This window comes from Burkholderia cenocepacia, from assembly GCF_900446215.1.
GTDB lineage: Bacteria > Pseudomonadota > Gammaproteobacteria > Burkholderiales > Burkholderiaceae > Burkholderia > Burkholderia cenocepacia.
The window spans coordinates 246,966-262,535 of the sequence record NZ_UAQZ01000003.1 but is presented as its reverse complement, the minus strand read 5'-3'; the positions used below and the strand labels follow the sequence as shown (position 1 = coordinate 262,535).

At 66.4% G+C, this 15,570-nt stretch carries 17 protein-coding genes; 13 read left to right on the top strand and 4 right to left on the bottom strand.

Going from position 1 to position 15,570, the window contains the following annotated elements; genetic code table 11:
• The first annotated feature begins 6 nt into the window (after window positions 1-6).
• The 4 genes from pcaF to paaK are packed head-to-tail and all read left to right on the top strand — an operon-like array spanning window position 7 to window position 3,837.
• Complete coding sequence (gene pcaF / locus DTA15_RS11980; RefSeq protein ID WP_006491099.1) at window positions 7-1,209, top strand: 3-oxoadipyl-CoA thiolase; 1,203 nt, start codon at window positions 7-9, stop codon at window positions 1,207-1,209.
• Between the two features lie 45 nt (window positions 1,210-1,254).
• Complete coding sequence (gene paaG, locus DTA15_RS11975; protein WP_006491103.1) at window positions 1,255-2,046, top strand: 2-(1,2-epoxy-1,2-dihydrophenyl)acetyl-CoA isomerase PaaG; 792 nt, start codon at window positions 1,255-1,257, stop codon at window positions 2,044-2,046.
• 1 nt (window position 2,047) lies between these two features.
• The gene (gene paaI, locus DTA15_RS11970) at window positions 2,048-2,500 is read left to right on the top strand and encodes a hydroxyphenylacetyl-CoA thioesterase PaaI (RefSeq protein ID WP_006491098.1); all 453 of its coding nucleotides are present in this window, start codon (window positions 2,048-2,050) and stop codon (window positions 2,498-2,500) included.
• 38 nt (window positions 2,501-2,538) lie between these two features.
• The gene (paaK, locus tag DTA15_RS11965) at window positions 2,539-3,837 is read left to right on the top strand and encodes a phenylacetate--CoA ligase PaaK (protein ID WP_006491104.1); all 1,299 of its coding nucleotides are present in this window, start codon (window positions 2,539-2,541) and stop codon (window positions 3,835-3,837) included.
• Window positions 3,838-4,092: 255 nt separating this feature from the next.
• Here paaK and mltA read toward each other — a convergent pair whose 3' ends face one another.
• The gene (gene mltA, locus DTA15_RS11960) at window positions 4,093-5,217 is read right to left on the bottom strand and encodes a murein transglycosylase A (RefSeq protein WP_049126219.1); all 1,125 of its coding nucleotides are present in this window, start codon (window positions 5,215-5,217) and stop codon (window positions 4,093-4,095) included.
• A 28-nt stretch (window positions 5,218-5,245) separates the two neighbouring features.
• Between mltA and DTA15_RS39010 the strand changes: the two genes are divergently transcribed.
• Window positions 5,246-5,389: a hypothetical protein gene (locus tag DTA15_RS39010; protein ID WP_006482075.1), complete on the top strand. Its 144-nt coding sequence runs from the start codon at window positions 5,246-5,248 to the stop codon at window positions 5,387-5,389.
• 21 nt (window positions 5,390-5,410) lie between these two features.
• Here the strand turns inward: DTA15_RS39010 and apaG are convergent, their stop codons facing one another.
• Window positions 5,411-5,785 (bottom strand): Co2+/Mg2+ efflux facilitator ApaG/CorD, encoded by a 375-nt coding sequence (apaG, locus tag DTA15_RS11955; RefSeq protein WP_006477037.1) that lies wholly within the window; start codon window positions 5,783-5,785, stop codon window positions 5,411-5,413.
• A gap of 178 nt (window positions 5,786-5,963) precedes the next feature.
• Between apaG and rpe the strand changes: the two genes are divergently transcribed.
• The 8 genes from rpe (at window position 5,964) to DTA15_RS11915 (ending at window position 13,299) form a co-directional block, all read left to right on the top strand.
• On the top strand, window positions 5,964-6,650 hold the full coding sequence (rpe, locus tag DTA15_RS11950) for a ribulose-phosphate 3-epimerase (protein ID WP_006482066.1): 687 nt from the start codon (window positions 5,964-5,966) through the stop codon (window positions 6,648-6,650).
• A gap of 4 nt (window positions 6,651-6,654) precedes the next feature.
• Entirely contained in the window at window positions 6,655-7,419 is a 765-nt protein-coding gene (locus DTA15_RS11945; protein WP_006482056.1) for a phosphoglycolate phosphatase, read from the top strand.
• 357 nt (window positions 7,420-7,776) lie between these two features.
• On the top strand, window positions 7,777-9,270 hold the full coding sequence (gene trpE, locus DTA15_RS11940) for an anthranilate synthase component I (protein ID WP_006482077.1): 1,494 nt from the start codon (window positions 7,777-7,779) through the stop codon (window positions 9,268-9,270).
• 13 nt (window positions 9,271-9,283) lie between these two features.
• Window positions 9,284-9,883: an aminodeoxychorismate/anthranilate synthase component II gene (locus DTA15_RS11935; RefSeq protein ID WP_006482053.1), complete on the top strand. Its 600-nt coding sequence runs from the start codon at window positions 9,284-9,286 to the stop codon at window positions 9,881-9,883.
• Window positions 9,884-9,896: 13 nt separating this feature from the next.
• Complete coding sequence (trpD, locus tag DTA15_RS11930; protein WP_006482067.1) at window positions 9,897-10,928, top strand: anthranilate phosphoribosyltransferase; 1,032 nt, start codon at window positions 9,897-9,899, stop codon at window positions 10,926-10,928.
• A gap of 28 nt (window positions 10,929-10,956) precedes the next feature.
• Window positions 10,957-11,742: an indole-3-glycerol phosphate synthase TrpC gene (gene trpC, locus DTA15_RS11925; protein ID WP_006482074.1), complete on the top strand. Its 786-nt coding sequence runs from the start codon at window positions 10,957-10,959 to the stop codon at window positions 11,740-11,742.
• Window positions 11,742-12,368: a CYTH domain-containing protein gene (locus DTA15_RS11920; protein ID WP_006482076.1), complete on the top strand. Its 627-nt coding sequence runs from the start codon at window positions 11,742-11,744 to the stop codon at window positions 12,366-12,368. The genes trpC and DTA15_RS11920 overlap by 1 nt, the downstream gene beginning before the upstream one ends.
• 13 nt (window positions 12,369-12,381) lie before the next feature.
• Window positions 12,382-13,299: a uracil-DNA glycosylase gene (locus DTA15_RS11915; RefSeq protein ID WP_006482048.1), complete on the top strand. Its 918-nt coding sequence runs from the start codon at window positions 12,382-12,384 to the stop codon at window positions 13,297-13,299.
• Between the two features lie 93 nt (window positions 13,300-13,392).
• Here DTA15_RS11915 and DTA15_RS11910 read toward each other — a convergent pair.
• Window positions 13,393-14,753 (bottom strand): IS3-like element ISBcen9 family transposase gene (locus DTA15_RS11910; RefSeq protein WP_085964362.1). Its coding sequence is split into 2 segments (ribosomal slippage): window positions 13,393-14,288 and window positions 14,288-14,753, totalling 1,362 coding nucleotides; the frame shifts between segments, so codons are not numbered across the junction.
• A 114-nt stretch (window positions 14,754-14,867) separates the two neighbouring features.
• Window positions 14,868-15,464, bottom strand: coding sequence for an FMN-dependent NADH-azoreductase (locus DTA15_RS11905; protein WP_006482079.1), 597 nt, complete (start codon window positions 15,462-15,464; stop codon window positions 14,868-14,870).
• Window positions 15,465-15,570 lie beyond the last annotated feature (106 nt).

Here is a 15,570-nt window from a genome sequence, read left to right as displayed (position 1 = left end):
ACGCCCATGACAGACGCCTACATCTGCGATGCGATTCGCACCCCCATCGGCCGCTACGGCGGCGCCCTGAAAGATGTCCGTGCCGACGACCTCGGCGCGGTGCCGCTCAAGGCGCTGATCGAGCGCAACCGCGACGTTGACTGGGCGGCGATCGACGACGTGGTCTACGGTTGTGCGAACCAGGCCGGCGAGGACAACCGCAACGTGGCACGCATGTCGGCGCTGCTGGCGGGCCTGCCCACTGCCGTGCCCGGCACGACGCTGAACCGGCTGTGCGGCTCCGGGATGGACGCGGTCGGCACGGCCGCGCGCGCGATCAAGGCAGGTGAAGCACGTCTGATGATTGCTGGCGGCGTCGAGAGCATGACGCGCGCACCGTTCGTGATGGGCAAGGCCGCGAGCGCGTTCGCGCGCCAGGCCAACATCTTCGACACGACGATCGGCTGGCGCTTCGTCAATCCGCTGATGAAGCAGCTGTATGGCGTCGATTCGATGCCGGAGACGGCCGAGAACGTCGCGCTCGACTACGACATCAGCCGCGCGGATCAGGACCTGTTCGCACTGCGCAGCCAGCAGAAAGCCGCGCGGGCGCAGCAGGACGGCACGCTCGCCGAAGAAATCGTCGCGGTCACGATTCCGCAGAAGAAAGGCGATGCCATCGTCGTGTCGCGTGACGAGCATCCGCGCGAAACGTCGCTCGAGGCGCTTGCGAAGCTGAAGGGCGTCGTGCGCCCGGACGGCTCGGTGACGGCCGGCAACGCGTCGGGCGTGAACGACGGCGCCTGCGCGCTGCTGCTCGCCAATGCGCAGGCGGCCGACCAGTATGGCCTGCGCCGCCGCGCGCGCGTCGTCGGCATGGCGACCGCCGGCGTCGAGCCGCGCGTGATGGGCATCGGTCCCGCGCCGGCCACGCAGAAACTCCTGCACCAGCTCGGGATGCGCATCGACCAGTTCGACGTGATCGAACTGAACGAGGCGTTCGCGTCGCAAGGTCTCGCCGTGCTGCGCATGCTCGGCGTCGCCGACGACGATCCGCGCGTGAACCCGAACGGCGGTGCGATCGCGCTCGGCCACCCGCTCGGCGCATCGGGCGCCCGGCTCGTCACCACGGCGCTCCATCAACTCGAGCGCACCGGCGGCCGGTTCGCGCTCTGTACGATGTGCATCGGCGTCGGCCAGGGCATCGCGATCGCGATCGAACGCGTGTAACCCACGCACCGTCCGCCTATAACGAAGTCATGAAGGAGACACTGCATGTCCTATCAGGCGATCCAGCTGGATATCGATCAGGCCGCGGGCGTGGCCACGATCACGCTCAACCGGCCCGACAAGCTGAACAGCTTCACGCGGGCGATGCATCGCGAACTGCAGTCGGCGCTCGATGAAGTCGAGGCGGCCGGCGCGCGTGCGCTGATTCTGACGGGTGCGGGCCGCGGCTTTTGCGCGGGCCAGGATCTGGCCGACCTCGACTTCACGCCGGGCGCGTCCACCGATCTCGGCACGCTGATCGACGAGCATTTCAATCCGCTGATCCGCCGCCTGCAGCGTCTGCCGATTCCGGTGATCGCGGCCGTCAACGGCACGGCCGCCGGCGCCGGCGCGAATCTCGCACTTGCGTGCGATCTGGTGTTTGCCGCCCGTTCGAGCAGTTTCATCCAGGCCTTCGTCAAGATCGGGCTCGTGCCCGATTCGGGCGGCACGTGGTTCCTGCCGCAACGCGTCGGCATGGCACGCGCGCTGGGGCTCGCACTGACCGGCGACAAGCTCGGCGCCGAACAGGCCGAACAGTGGGGCCTGATCTGGCGTGCGGTCGACGACGAAGCGCTCGTCGCGACAACCCGCCAGCTCGCCACCCAGCTCGCGCAGCAGCCGACGCTCGCCATCGCATCGATCAAGCAGTCGATGCGGGACAGCGTCACGAACACGCTCGATCAGCAGCTCGACCTGGAACGCGACCTGCAGCGCAAGCTCGGCCAGTCGCACGACTATGCGGAAGGCGTGCAGGCCTTCATCGGGAAGCGCGCACCGCGCTTCGAGGGACGTTGACATGACGAACGCCACCGCCACGCTCGCCCCCGATGCGCTCGCCCGCGCGACCGCGCAGGCCATGTACGACGCCGACGCCTGCAGCCGCGCGTTCGGCATGGAGATCGCCGAAGTACGCGCGGGCTACGCCCGCCTGCAGATGCGCGTGCGACCCGAATTCCTGAATGGGCACCAGACCTGCCACGGCGGGATCATCTTCACGCTCGCCGATTCGACGTTCGCGTTCGCGTGCAACTCGTACAACCTGAGTGCGGTCGCGGCCGGCTGCTCGATCGAATTCCTGCGCCCCGTGCACGGCGGCGACGTGCTGACGGCCGAGGCGATCGAGCAGGCGCGCGCCGGCCGCCACGGCATCTACGACATCCGCGTCACGAACCAGACAGGCGACACGGTCGCGATGTTTCGCGGCAAATCCGCCCAGATCAAGGGCACGGTCATCCCGGAAGACCGCTGACGTCGACGGCTCGCCCATAACAAACACTGGAGACATGCATGACTACCCCGCTACCGCTCGAGCCGATCGAGACCGCCTCACGCGACGAGCTGACCGCGCTGCAGCTCGAGCGCCTCAAGTGGTCGCTCCGGCATGCGTATGATCACTCGCCCGTCTATCGCCGCAAGTTCGACGAAGCCGGCGTGCATCCGGACGACCTGAAGACGCTCGCCGACCTGTCGCGCTTCCCGTTCACGACCAAGGGCGACCTGCGCGACAGCTATCCGTTCGGGATGTTCGCGGTGCCGCAGGACCGGATCTCGCGCATCCACGCGTCGTCGGGCACGACCGGCAAGCCGACGGTCGTCGGCTATACGGCTGCCGACATCGATACGTGGGCGAATCTCGTCGCCCGCTCGATCCGCGCCGCCGGCGCACGCCGCGGCGACAAGGTGCACGTCAGCTACGGCTACGGGCTGTTCACGGGCGGGCTCGGCGCGCACTACGGCGCAGAACGCGCGGGCCTCACCGTGATCCCGTTCGGCGGCGGCCAGACCGAAAAGCAGGTACAGCTGATCCAGGATTTCCGGCCCGACATCATCATGGTCACGCCGAGCTACATGCTGTCGATCGCCGACGAGATCGAGCGCCAGGGCCTCGATCCCGTGCAAAGCTCGCTGCGCATCGGCATCTTCGGCGCGGAGCCGTGGACCAACGACATGCGCGTCGCCATCGAACAGCGGATGGGCATCGACGCAGTCGACATCTACGGACTGTCCGAAGTGATGGGCCCCGGCGTGGCGTCCGAATGCGTCGAGACCAAGGACGGCCCGACCATCTGGGAAGATCACTTCTATCCGGAAATCATCGATCCGGAAACCGGCGAAGTGCTCCCGGACGGCGAACTCGGCGAGCTCGTGTTCACGTCGCTGACGAAGGAAGCGCTGCCGATCATCCGCTATCGCACGCGCGACCTCACGCGCCTGCTGCCGGGCACCGCCCGGACGATGCGCCGGATGGAGAAGATCACCGGCCGGTCGGACGACATGATGATCGTGCGCGGCGTCAACGTGTTCCCGACGCAAATCGAGGAACAGTTGCTCAAGCAGCGCGCGCTCGCGCCGCACTATCAGATCGTGCTGACGAAGGAAGGCCCGCTCGACGTGCTGACGCTCAACGTCGAACCCTGCCCGGAAACCGCGCCCGACACCGCGGCGATCCAGGTGGCAAAACAGGCGCTCGCGTACGACATCAAGTCGCTGATCGGCGTGACGGCCGTGATCAACGTGCTGCCCGTGAACGGCATCGAGCGGTCGGTCGGCAAGGCGCGCCGGGTCGTCGACAAGCGCAAGGGCTGAGGGTCGCTCGCCACCTGTACGTCGCCCAACGGCGAATCCGTGCCGGCAAATGAAACAGCCCGATCGGCCAACACCGATCGGGCTGTTTCAATTCCAAAGCGTCGTTCGACGTGACATCGCTGCATCACGCGAACCTAAATCACAGGGCCGCACCCGCGATCAGACCGTCGGCATGCGCCACGCACCCGAGACACGCCACGAACCCCGCGGCTCAAGCACAGACCGCCTCCTCCGTGCAGCCCGCGTCATCCCGAATCACGAATTCGGGAACAGCAGCCACATCCGGCCGACCTGCTTCATCCGGCCAGCCTGATCACCCGCGTCGTCGCCGAGCCCCCAGAAATAGTCGGCCCGCACGCCACCCTTGATCGCCGAGCCCGTATCCTGCGCGAACACGAGCCGGTTCATCGGCGTATTCGTCAGCGGACGCGTGGTCTGCAGAAACACCGGCGTGCCGAGCGGGATCGACGACGGATCGACCGCGATCGAGCGCTCCGGCGTCAGCGGCACGCCGAGCGCGCCGATCGGACCGTCCGCGCCGCCATGCGGCGCATCTTCCTTGGTCGGCATGTCGCGGAAGAACACGAAGCGCGGATTCGTGTCGAGCAGCGCGTCGACGCGCGTCGGGTTCGCCTTCGCCCACGCCTTGATGCCCTGCATCGTTGCCTGCGCGGGCGTCAGCTCGCCGCGATCGAGCAGCCACTTGCCGATCGAACGGTACGGCTGGTTGTTGGTGCCGCCGAAGCCGACCCGCATCACCGAACCGTCGTCGAGCAGCACGCGACCCGAGCCCTGCACCTGCAGGAAGAACGCCTCGATCGGATCGTCGACCCACACGAGTTCGTTGCCGTTCAGGATGCCGGCGCGCTCAAGCTGCGCGCGTGCCGGCAGCGGGGCGCCCGCGCGATAGCCGGCCGGCCAGCGATAGAGCGCGTACTGATACGGGCCGCGGCGCACGCGCGAACCGTGCAGCAGCGGCTCGTAATAGCCGGTCACGAGCCCGTCGAGCGTACCGTCGGTATTCGCGAGCTGGAACGGCGTGAAATACGTTTCGAAGAAAGTGCGGGCGCTGCTGACGTCGAGTTCGTCGAGCCGGTCGGCGGCCGCGCAAGCGCGCGCCCAGGCCGGCTGGCGCGCGAGCCGCGCGCAGTTCTGCCGCAGCGCGGCCGTCGCGCCGATCAACGAATCGTCCTGCCAGCCCGGCACCTGCTGCCACGCGACCGGCGTGAGCCGCTTCGCGGCGACCTGCCCCGGCACGATCGCCGCGCCGGTCGGCGGCTTCAGCGCGGAGGTCCGCGTCGGCGCGCCACCGCACGCCGCGAGCAGCGCCGCCGCCGCGGCGGCGGCCATCCACCCGGCCAGCCGGGGCCCAAACCACATACAATGTCCGTTCTTGATGGAAACCGCCATGTCAGATTTTCTCGACCAATATCCGATGCTCATCTTCGCGCTCGAAGCCTTCGTAGCGCTTGCCCTGCTGATCTTCATCGTCGTGTGGACGTCGTCGGGCAGAAAGAAGCAGGCCCGCCACAACGACCGCCAGCCGCGCTGACGCCCGTCGCACACTGCACGCTCAATGCAGCGTGCGCGGCATGTGCAGGGCGAACTCGTCGACCGGCGCCTCGAAACGCTCGCCGTCTTCCGCCACGCAGAAGTACGCACCGCGCATCGTGCCGACCGGCGTCGCGATCACGGCCCAGCTCGTGTATTCGAAATGCTCGCCCGGCTGCAGCAGCGGCTGGTGCCCGACGACGCCGAGTCCCTTCACTTCCTGCACGTGGCTCTCGCTGTCCGTGATGATCCAGTGACGGGCGATCAGTTGCGCCGCGACCTGTCCGGTATTGCGGATCGTCAGCGTGTACGCGAATGCGTATTGACGGTGATCGGGGTCGGATTGTTCCGGCAAGTAGCTGGTTTTCACCGAAACGGTGAACTGATACTGACTCATGGTGTGTCCGCTCTAGGTAACCGCGCGCGCCGACTCGAGCGGCCGGGCCGCGGGCGCGCCGCATTGGTTCGGCATTCTATGCGCAATCGGGCCGCAACCGCACGGCCTGCCGCCGCGCGCCGGGTCGCCGGACGGTAGAATGACGGTTTTGCGCCGCAACGTCCCCCGCTCCCCTGTCATGACTCAATTCCGCATCGCTCCCAGCATCCTGTCGGCCGACTTTGCACGGCTCGGCGAAGAAGTCCGCAACGTGGTCGCCGCCGGCGCCGACTGGATTCACTTCGACGTGATGGACAACCATTATGTGCCGAACCTGACGATCGGCCCGCTCGTCTGCGAGGCGATCCGCCCGCACGTGCAGGTGCCGATCGACGTGCACCTGATGGTGCGCCCGGTCGACCGGATCGTGCCCGATTTCGCGAAGGCCGGCGCGAACCTGATCAGCTTCCACCCGGAAGGCTCCGATCACATCGACCGCACGCTGTCGCTGATCCGCGACCACGGCTGCAAGGCCGGTCTCGTGTTCAATCCGGCCACGCCGCTGAACTACCTCGACCACGTGATGGATCGCCTCGACTTCGTGCTGCTGATGTCGGTGAACCCCGGCTTCGGCGGCCAGTCGTTCATTCCGGAAACGCTGAACAAGCTGCGCGAGGCGCGTGCGCGCATCGACGCGTACACCGAGCGCACGGGCCGCGAGATCCTGCTCGAAGTCGACGGCGGCGTGAAGGCCGACAACATCGCGGAAATCGCGGCGGCCGGCGCGGACACGTTCGTCGCGGGTTCGGCGATCTTCGGCAAGCCCGACTACCGCAAGGTGATCGACGAGATGCGCGCGGCGCTCGCGACCGTCGAACGGAGCTGACGCCGTGGCCGACTCGTCGTTCGCCGGCCGCGCGCCGGCCGAGGCCGCCACGGACGCGGCCCCGATCCGCTTTGCCGCGCCGCGCATCGACGCCGCGCTGATCGACCTCGACGGCACGATGGTCGATACCGCCGACGATTTCACGGCCGGCCTGAACGGGATGCTCGCGCAGCTCGGCGCGCCGGCCACGTCGCGCGACGAAGTGATCGGCTACGTCGGCAAGGGCTCCGAACACCTGATCCAGAGCGTGCTGAAGCCGCGCTTCCCGGCCGACGAAGCGCACGCGCGCTTCGACGACGCACTGGCGATCTATCAGAGCGAATACGCGAAGATCAACGGCCGCCACACGCGCCTCTATCCGGACGTGGCAGCCGGCCTCGATGCACTGCGCGCGGCCGGCATCCGGCTCGCGTGCGTGACGAACAAGCCGCACCGCTTCGCGGTCGAGCTGCTCGAACAATACGGGCTGGCCGGCTGCTTCGGCATCGTGCTGGGCGGCGACAGCGTCGCGCGCAAGAAGCCCGACCCGCTGCCGATGCTGACGGCCTGCGACGCGCTCGGCGTCGCGCCGGACGCCGCGGTCGCGATCGGCGACTCGGAAAACGATGCGCTGGCGGGCCGCGCGGCCGGGATGGCGACGCTGACGGTGCCGTACGGCTACAACCACGGCAAAGCTATACAAACGATAAATTCGGATGGTATAGTCGATTCGTTGCTGGTCGCGGCTCGCGCAATTTCCGCGCACAACGCCGGCCGGCCAACCATCTGATTATTTCTTCCATCCGCATGTTTCTGAATAAAAAACGGAGTCTGAGCAGCATCGACCGGGGAGCCTGGCCCTGGCGTCGCTGGTCGCGCTAACCTCTTCGATGAGGTACGCTGAAGCACGTCTTCAGCGCCGTTTTTTATCTCGCTGCGCATCCGCGCGCCGACCGTCGCACCACCTCGAGTTCCACCGCGTCCGAACGCTCGCGTTCAGGACCGGCCGCAGGCTCGCGACGTTCACGCCCGGAGTGCCGGCCGGCAACAGGCACTTCTCGATCGACCGCCCTTTCGCCGACGGCCACCCGCGCAGCGTCAAGTGATCCCTGGCGCACGCGCCGCTCGTCCCGAACAGGACCGGAACATGACCGAACTCGAATTCCAATCGCTCGCGAACGAAGGCTACAACCGCATCCCGCTGATCGCGGAAGCCCTCGCCGATCTCGAAACGCCGCTGTCCCTCTACCTGAAGCTGGCCCAGCCCGAACGCGCGGGCGCCAACTCGTTCCTGCTCGAATCGGTGGTCGGCGGCGAACGCTTCGGCCGCTATTCGTTCATCGGCCTGCCCGCCCGCACGCTGGTGCGCACCCGCAACGGCGTGTCGGAAGTCGTGCGCGACGGCCAGGTCGTCGAGACGCACGACGGCGACCCGTTCCAGTTCATCGAATCGTTCCAGGCGCGCTTCAAGGTCGCGCAGCGCCCGGGCCTGCCGCGCTTCTGCGGCGGCCTCGCCGGCTACTTCGGCTACGACGCGGTGCGCTACATCGAGAAGAAGCTCGCGAACACCGCGCCGCGCGACGATCTCGGCCTGCCCGACATCCAGTTGCTGCTGACCGAGGAAGTCGCGGTGATCGACAACCTCGCCGGCAAGCTCTACCTGATCATCTACGCGGACCCGGGCCAGCCCGAAGCGTATGCGAAGGCGAAACAGCGCCTGCGCGAACTGAAGCAGCGCCTGCGCACGACCGTGCAGCCGCCCGTCACGTCGGCGAGCGTGCGCACCGAGACGTTCCGTGAATTCAAGAAGGACGACTATCTGGCCGCCGTGCGCCAGGCCAAGGAATACATCGCCGCCGGCGAGCTGATGCAGATCCAGGTCGGCCAGCGGCTGACGAAGCCGTACCGCGACAATCCGCTATCGCTGTACCGCGCGCTGCGTTCGCTGAATCCGTCGCCGTACATGTATTACTACAACTTCGGCGATTTCCACGTGGTCGGCGCATCGCCGGAAATCCTGGTGCGCCAGGAAAAGCGCGGCGAAGACCAGATCGTCACGATCCGCCCGCTCGCCGGCACGCGCCCGCGCGGCAACACGCCCGAGCGCGACGCGGAACTCGCGACCGAGCTGCTCAACGACCCGAAGGAGATCGCCGAGCACGTGATGCTGATCGACCTCGCGCGCAACGACGTCGGCCGCATCGCGGAAATCGGCTCGGTGCAGGTGACCGACCAGATGGTCATCGAGAAGTACTCGCACGTGCAGCACATCGTCAGCTCGGTCGAAGGCAAGCTGAAGCCCGGCATGACGAACTACGACGTGCTGCGCGCGACCTTCCCGGCCGGCACGCTGTCCGGCGCGCCGAAGGTGCGCGCGATGGAACTGATCGACGAGCTCGAGCCGGTCAAGCGCGGGCTGTACGGCGGTGCGGTCGGCTATCTGTCGTTCTCGGGCGAGATGGATCTCGCGATCGCGATCCGCACGGGCCTGATCCACAACGGCAACCTGTACGTGCAAGCGGCGGCCGGCGTCGTCGCGGATTCGGTGCCCGAATCCGAATGGCAAGAGACCGAGAACAAGGCGCGCGCGGTGCTGCGTGCGGCCGAACAGGTCCAGGACGGCCTCGATAGCGACTTCTGACCGGAGACTGACCATGCTGCTCATGATCGACAACTACGACTCGTTTACCTACAACCTGGTCCAGTACTTCGGCGAACTCGGCGAGGACGTGCGTACCTACCGCAACGACGAAATCACGCTCGACGACATCGCGCGCCTGAACCCCGACGCGATCTGCCTGTCGCCCGGCCCGAGCAATCCGCAGCACGCGGGCATCACGCTCGACGTGCTGCGCGAATTCGCGGGCAAGAAGCCGATCCTCGGCGTCTGCCTCGGCCACCAGGCGATCGGCGAGGCATTCGGCGGCCGCGTGGTGCGCGCGAAGACCATCATGCACGGCAAGGTAAGCCGGATCGAAACCGACTGCCGCGGCGTGTTCGCCGACCTGCCGAAGCATTTCGACGTGACGCGCTACCACTCGCTCGCGATCGAGCGCGAATCGCTGCCCGACTGCCTCGAGGTGTCCGCGTGGACCGACGACGGCGAAATCATGGGCGTACGCCACAAGACGCTGCCGGTCGAAGGCGTGCAGTTCCACCCGGAATCGATCCTGTCCGAGCACGGCCATGCGCTGCTCGAGAATTTCTTGAAGCAGACGCGCGGAGCGGCCCGCGCGGCCGCGCCCACCGCCTGACGGGAGCCTCACGATGACGATTACCCCGCAGGAAGCGCTGCAACGCACGATCGAGCACCGCGAGATCTTCCACGACGAAATGCTGCACCTGATGCGGCTGATCATGCGCGGCGACCTGTCGCCCGTGATGGCGGCCGCGATCATCACCGGGCTGCGCGTGAAGAAGGAGACGATCGGCGAGATCGCCGCCGCCGCGACCGTGATGCGCGAATTCGCGAACCACGTCGAGGTGCAGGACAACTCGAACTTCGTCGACATCGTCGGCACCGGCGGCGACGGCTCGCACACGTTCAACATCTCGACCGCGTCGATGTTCGTCACGGCCGCCGCGGGCGCGAAGGTCGCGAAGCACGGCAACCGCGGCGTATCGAGCAAGTCCGGCAGCGCCGACGTGCTCGAGGCGCTCGGCGTGAACATCGACCTGCAGTCGGACCAGGTCGCCGCGTCGATCGCCGAAACCGGCATGGGCTTCATGTTCGCGCCGAACCATCACCCGGCGATGAAGAACATCGCGGCCGTGCGCCGCGAGCTCGGCGTGCGCACGATCTTCAACATCCTCGGCCCGCTGACCAATCCGGCCGGCGCGCCGAACCAGCTGATGGGCGTGTTCCACGCCGACCTCGTCGGCATCCAGGTGCGCGTGATGCAGCGCCTCGGCGCGCAGCACGTGCTCGTCGTGTACGGCAAGGACGGGATGGACGAGGTATCGCTCGGCGCCGCGACGCTCGTCGGCGAATTGCGCGACGGCAAGGTGCACGAATACGAGATCCATCCGGAGGACTTCGGCCTGCAGATGGTGTCGAACCGCACGCTGAAGGTGGAAAATGCCGACGAATCCCGCACGATGCTGCTCGGCGCGCTGGACAACCAGCCGGGCGTCGCGCGCGAGATCGTCACGCTGAACGCGGGCACCGCGCTCTATGCGGCGAACGTCGCCGAATCGATCGCGGACGGCATCCAGCTCGCCCGCGAAGCGATCGCGAGCGGCAAGGCCCGCGCGAAAGTCGACGAACTCGTGCGCTTCACGCAGCAGTTCAAGCGCTGACCCTCTTACGAATCCAGCAGGAACCCACATGAGCGACATTCTCGACCGAATCATCGCCGTCAAGCGCGAAGAAGTCGCGACGGCCATGCGCAGCACGCCGCTCGAGGCACTGAAACTCGACGCATCGGCGCGCGACCTGCGCGACTTCGTCGGCGCGCTGCGGGCGAAGCATGCGGCCGGCAACGCCGCCGTGATCGCCGAAATCAAGAAGGCGAGCCCGTCGAAAGGCGTGCTGCGCGAGCATTTCGTGCCGGCCGACATCGCGCGTTCGTATGCGGCGCACGGCGCCGCGTGCCTGTCGGTGCTGACCGACGAGCAGTTCTTCCAGGGCGGCGTGCGCTATCTCGAGGAAGCGCGCGCGGCCTGCTCGCTGCCGGTGCTGCGCAAGGACTTCATCGTCGACGCATACCAGATCGTCGAAGCCCGCGCGATGGGCGCCGACGCGATCCTGCTGATCGCCGCCGCGCTCGACACGCCGCTGATGCAGGATCTCGAAGCGTATGCGCATTCGCTCGGGCTCGCGGTGCTGGTCGAAGTACACGACCGCCACGAGATGGAACAGGCGCTGACGCTGAAGACGCCGCTGCTCGGCATCAACAACCGCAACCTGCGCACGTTCGAGACGTCGATCCAGACCACGCTCGACATGCTCGACATGATTCCGGCGGACCGCATCGTCGTGACCGAATCCGGCATCCTGTCGCGCACCGACGTCGACACGATGCGCGCGGCGAACGTGAACACGTTCCTCGTCGGCGAAGCGTTCATGCGCGCCGACCAGCCGGGCGAGGAACTCGCACGGATGTTCTTCTGATGGCGATCGAAAAGGAAATCAAGCTCGCGCTGCCGGCCGGCCAGGCCGACGCCGCGCGCCGCTTCTTCGAGACGCTGACCGGCGAACCCGGCCACGCGATCACGCTCGCGAACGTCTATTACGACACGCCCGATCTCGCGCTGGCGCGCTCGAAGAGCGCCGTGCGCGTGCGCCGCACGCCGGACGGCTGGCTGCAGACGTTCAAGACCGTCGGCAGTGCGGAAGGCGGCCTGCACCGCCGCCACGAATGGGAACTGCCGGTCGCCGGCGACGCGCTCGAAATCGACGCGCTCGTCGCGGCTTGCGACGTGCCGGAAGCCGCCGCCGCGCTGAATGACGCGGCCGGCGCCCTGTACGCGCTGTTCCGCACGGATTTTTCGCGTACGCTGTGGCGCATCGCAATCGGCGGCGCAACGGTCGAAGCCGCGGTGGACCTCGGCGAGATCGTCGTCCAGGCGGAGCGCGACACGCGCCGCGAACCGATCAGCGAAATCGAACTCGAACTGATCGACGGCCCGGAAACGGCGCTCGCGACGCTCGCCGCCGAACTGCAGCAGGCGCTGCCGGGCCTCGTTCCCGAAAACATCAGCAAGGCGCAGCGCGGCTACCGGCTGCGCGCGCAATAAACACGCATCACGCATGGCAACCCGCAAGACTTCCCGCGCGCCGCAACAGGCGTCGCTGTTCGACGATCCCGTGCCGGAAACGGCACCGGCCGACCTTCCGTCCCCGGCTTCCGAGCCGCCCGCGGCCGCGCGCAAAGCCGCGAAGAAAACCGCCCCACCGGCGTCCGCGCCGACCCCGGCCGCCGCGGCACCGCAGTCCGTTGCCGCCGACGTACCGCATCTCGCCGCGCAATTCGACGCGCTGCCGGCCGTCTGGCGCGACGTGCTGAAGCCGTTCATCGACAGCGACGCGTACGCGCCGCTGTGCCGCTTCGTCGACGACGAGCGCGCGGCCGGCAAGACGGTCTACCCGACCGACGTGTTCCGCGCGCTGCGCCTGACGCATCCCGACGACGTGAAGGTCGTGATCCTCGGCCAGGACCCGTACCATGGCGACGATCGCGGCACGCCGCAGGCGCACGGCCTCGCGTTCTCGGTGCCGCCGGCCGTGCGCACGCCGCCGTCGCTGCGCAACATCTTCAAGGAAATCGCCGCGAACTTCGGTCACGACACGCCGCGCCACGGCTGCCTCGATACGTGGGCGCGGCAGGGCGTGCTGCTGCTCAACACCGTGCTGACGGTCGAGCGCGGCGCGGCCGCGAGCCACGCGAAGCGCGGCTGGGAACAATGCACGGACACGCTGATCCGCGAACTCGCCAACCGCCATCGCGGGCTCGTGTTCATGCTGTGGGGCGCACATGCGCAGGCCAAGCGCGCGCTGTTCGATCCGAGCGAACACTGCGTGCTGGAGGCGCCGCACCCGTCGCCGCTGTCCGCGCACCGCGGCTTCCTCGGCTGCCGCCATTTCGCGCTCGCGAACGACTATCTGGTCGACGCGGGCCGCGCACCGATCGACTGGCGCCTGCCGGACGTGGCCGAAACGTTCGCGTAACGGCCTCGGCGGCCGGTTCGCCAGCCACCCCACCGCATGCAAAAACGCCGCGTCCCTTTCTGAACTGAACCCACGAAGTTGGACGGTTACCGGCTAGGCCGGATGAGGCTGAGTCCTGTATTGCACAGGACTCAGCCCTTTCAGTTTGAGCTTGATGCGCTCGTGATTGTAGTACCGGATGTAGCGCTTCAAGCCGATGCGTAGCTGTTCAATGCTGCTGAAGTGGTTCAAGTAGAAGAACTCGGATTTCAGCGTGCCGAAGAAGCTTTCCATGGCAGCGTTGTCCAGGCAATTGCCTTTACGCGACATGCTTTGCGCCAACGAGCGTTGCTCGAGCATGAGCCGCCAGCCGGGCATTTGATAATGCCAGCCTTGATCAGAGTGCAACATGGGTCTTTCGTCGGGTTGCAGGCGACGCAAAGCCTTGCGCAACATGTCAGTAACCATCTGGAAGGCTGGCCGAGTATGCGTCTGGTACGCGATGATCTCCCCGTTGTACAGATCCAGCACTGGTGACAGATACAGCTTTTGGCCACCTACGCTGAACTCGGTGATGTCGGTAACCCACTTCTCGTTCGGACGGGCGGCATGGAACTGGCGCTGGAGCAGATGCGGGGCCGTCTTGCACGTGTTGCCCCTATACGCACGGTACTTCTTGACCCGCACGCAGGACTTCAACTGCATCTTGCGCATCAGGCGTGCAACCGTCTTGTGGTTAATCATCTGCCCCAGACGGCGCAGCGCCAGCGTGATGCGTCGATAGCCATAGCGCCCCTTGTGCTGCTCGAACAGTGCTCGAATTTTCGCTTTCACACTCGCATGCCGATCGGGAGCGGCCAGCGCCTTGCACTGGTAATAAAACGTGCTGCGAGCCAGTCCGGCCACCCGGAGCAAGCCAGCCAGCGGGAATTGTTGCCTTAGCTCAAGCACTATTTGCGCTTTTTGCGCGGTACAGCCTGCGCCTGAACCAAGGCCCTCAGCTTTTTTAGATACGCGTTCTCCATGCGCAGGTAGTTCAGTTCCTGAAGCAGGTCCTCGCGGGTACGGGTATCCGTGCCATCGGTAGGGTTCAGAGGCTGAGCAGGCGGTGTTTTTGGCATTGCGGTTGGGCGGCGGCCTTTGGGCCTCGGCGCGAGGGCAGTCAAACCACCATCATCATAGCGGCGAGCCCATTCGAGCACCGCGCTCGGATTGCGAATATTGAACCGCGCCGCCGCTTCCTTGCTCGACACGCCATGCTCGCGCATGTGCTGAACAACTTTGAGCCTGAACGCCACATCGTATGAGTTGTACTTCCTACGCACGCCGTCCTTACCATGAGCCTGGTATGTGGCGTACCACTGGGAAACCGTCGAGTGACTCAAGCCATGCGTTCGCGCCACCGCGCGTATGGCTTCCCCCCCGATGCACCGCTTCACTACCGATAGCTTGAACTGCTCGGTATATCTCGCCATGAAAAAACCCCAAAAGTTGGCGTCCAACTTTTGGGGTTCAGTTCATTTCGGGGCGCGGCGTTTTTTTTATCGGGCGACGCAGCGGGTGCGTCGCACCCGCGTCGAGCTTGCGCGTTACGCGGCGGCGATCGCTTCGCGTGCGCTGGCCAGTGCGGCGCTTTGCGCATCCGGACCGAGGTTCAGGCCTTCCGCATGGATGAAATTCACGTCGGTCAGGCCGATGAAGCCGAGGAACGAACGCAGGTACGGCGTGTGGCTGTCGTTCGGCGTACCCAGGTACTTGCCGCCGCGGGCCGTCACGACGTGAACCTTCTTGCCCTTGATCAGGCCTTCCGGACCGTTCTCGGTGTAACGGAACGTGACGCCTGCGCGGGCGATCCAGTCGAAATACGTCTTCAGTTGCGACGAGACGCCGAAGTTGTACATCGGCGCGCCGATCACGATGATGTCGGCAGCCTGCAGTTCGGCGATCAGTGCATCGCTCTTCGCGACGATCGCATTCTGTTCCGCGGTGCGCTTGTCGGCCGGCGTGAAGAACGCGCCGAGCACCGATTCGTCGAGGTGCGGCAGCGCATCGGCCAGCAGGTCACGAACCACGACGTTCGCGCCGGGATTCGATTGTTGCAGCTTTGCCGTCAGTTCGTTGGCCAGCAGCGTGGATTGCGCACCTTGCGAACGCGCGGCGGAATTGATTTGCAGAATGGTCGTCATGTCAGGCTCCAGTGGGGTTGCGCTTCGGTAGCGCGAGTGACGCCATTGTGCGTGGCCATATGACCGCGAAAAAGCGGGTTCAGGGCGACGGATTGTTGCAACAACG

What these genes read in the sequence shown, in the direction of transcription:
- pcaF (WP_006491099.1), top strand. Translation starts at nt 7, where the DNA reads ATGACAGACGCCTACATCTGCGATGCGATTCGCACCCCCATCGGCCGC.
- paaG (WP_006491103.1), top strand. Translation starts at nt 1,255, where the DNA reads ATGTCCTATCAGGCGATCCAGCTGGATATCGATCAGGCCGCGGGCGTG.
- paaI (WP_006491098.1), top strand. Translation starts at nt 2,048, where the DNA reads ATGACGAACGCCACCGCCACGCTCGCCCCCGATGCGCTCGCCCGCGCG.
- paaK (WP_006491104.1), top strand. Translation starts at nt 2,539, where the DNA reads ATGACTACCCCGCTACCGCTCGAGCCGATCGAGACCGCCTCACGCGAC.
- mltA (WP_049126219.1), bottom strand. Translation starts at nt 5,217, where the DNA reads ATGTGGTTTGGGCCCCGGCTGGCCGGGTGGATGGCCGCCGCCGCGGCG.
- DTA15_RS39010 (WP_006482075.1), top strand. Translation starts at nt 5,246, where the DNA reads ATGTCAGATTTTCTCGACCAATATCCGATGCTCATCTTCGCGCTCGAA.
- apaG (WP_006477037.1), bottom strand. Translation starts at nt 5,785, where the DNA reads ATGAGTCAGTATCAGTTCACCGTTTCGGTGAAAACCAGCTACTTGCCG.
- rpe (WP_006482066.1), top strand. Translation starts at nt 5,964, where the DNA reads ATGACTCAATTCCGCATCGCTCCCAGCATCCTGTCGGCCGACTTTGCA.
- trpE (WP_006482077.1), top strand. Translation starts at nt 7,777, where the DNA reads ATGACCGAACTCGAATTCCAATCGCTCGCGAACGAAGGCTACAACCGC.
- DTA15_RS11935 (WP_006482053.1), top strand. Translation starts at nt 9,284, where the DNA reads ATGCTGCTCATGATCGACAACTACGACTCGTTTACCTACAACCTGGTC.
- trpD (WP_006482067.1), top strand. Translation starts at nt 9,897, where the DNA reads ATGACGATTACCCCGCAGGAAGCGCTGCAACGCACGATCGAGCACCGC.
- trpC (WP_006482074.1), top strand. Translation starts at nt 10,957, where the DNA reads ATGAGCGACATTCTCGACCGAATCATCGCCGTCAAGCGCGAAGAAGTC.
- DTA15_RS11920 (WP_006482076.1), top strand. Translation starts at nt 11,742, where the DNA reads ATGGCGATCGAAAAGGAAATCAAGCTCGCGCTGCCGGCCGGCCAGGCC.
- DTA15_RS11915 (WP_006482048.1), top strand. Translation starts at nt 12,382, where the DNA reads ATGGCAACCCGCAAGACTTCCCGCGCGCCGCAACAGGCGTCGCTGTTC.
- DTA15_RS11905 (WP_006482079.1), bottom strand. Translation starts at nt 15,464, where the DNA reads ATGACGACCATTCTGCAAATCAATTCCGCCGCGCGTTCGCAAGGTGCG.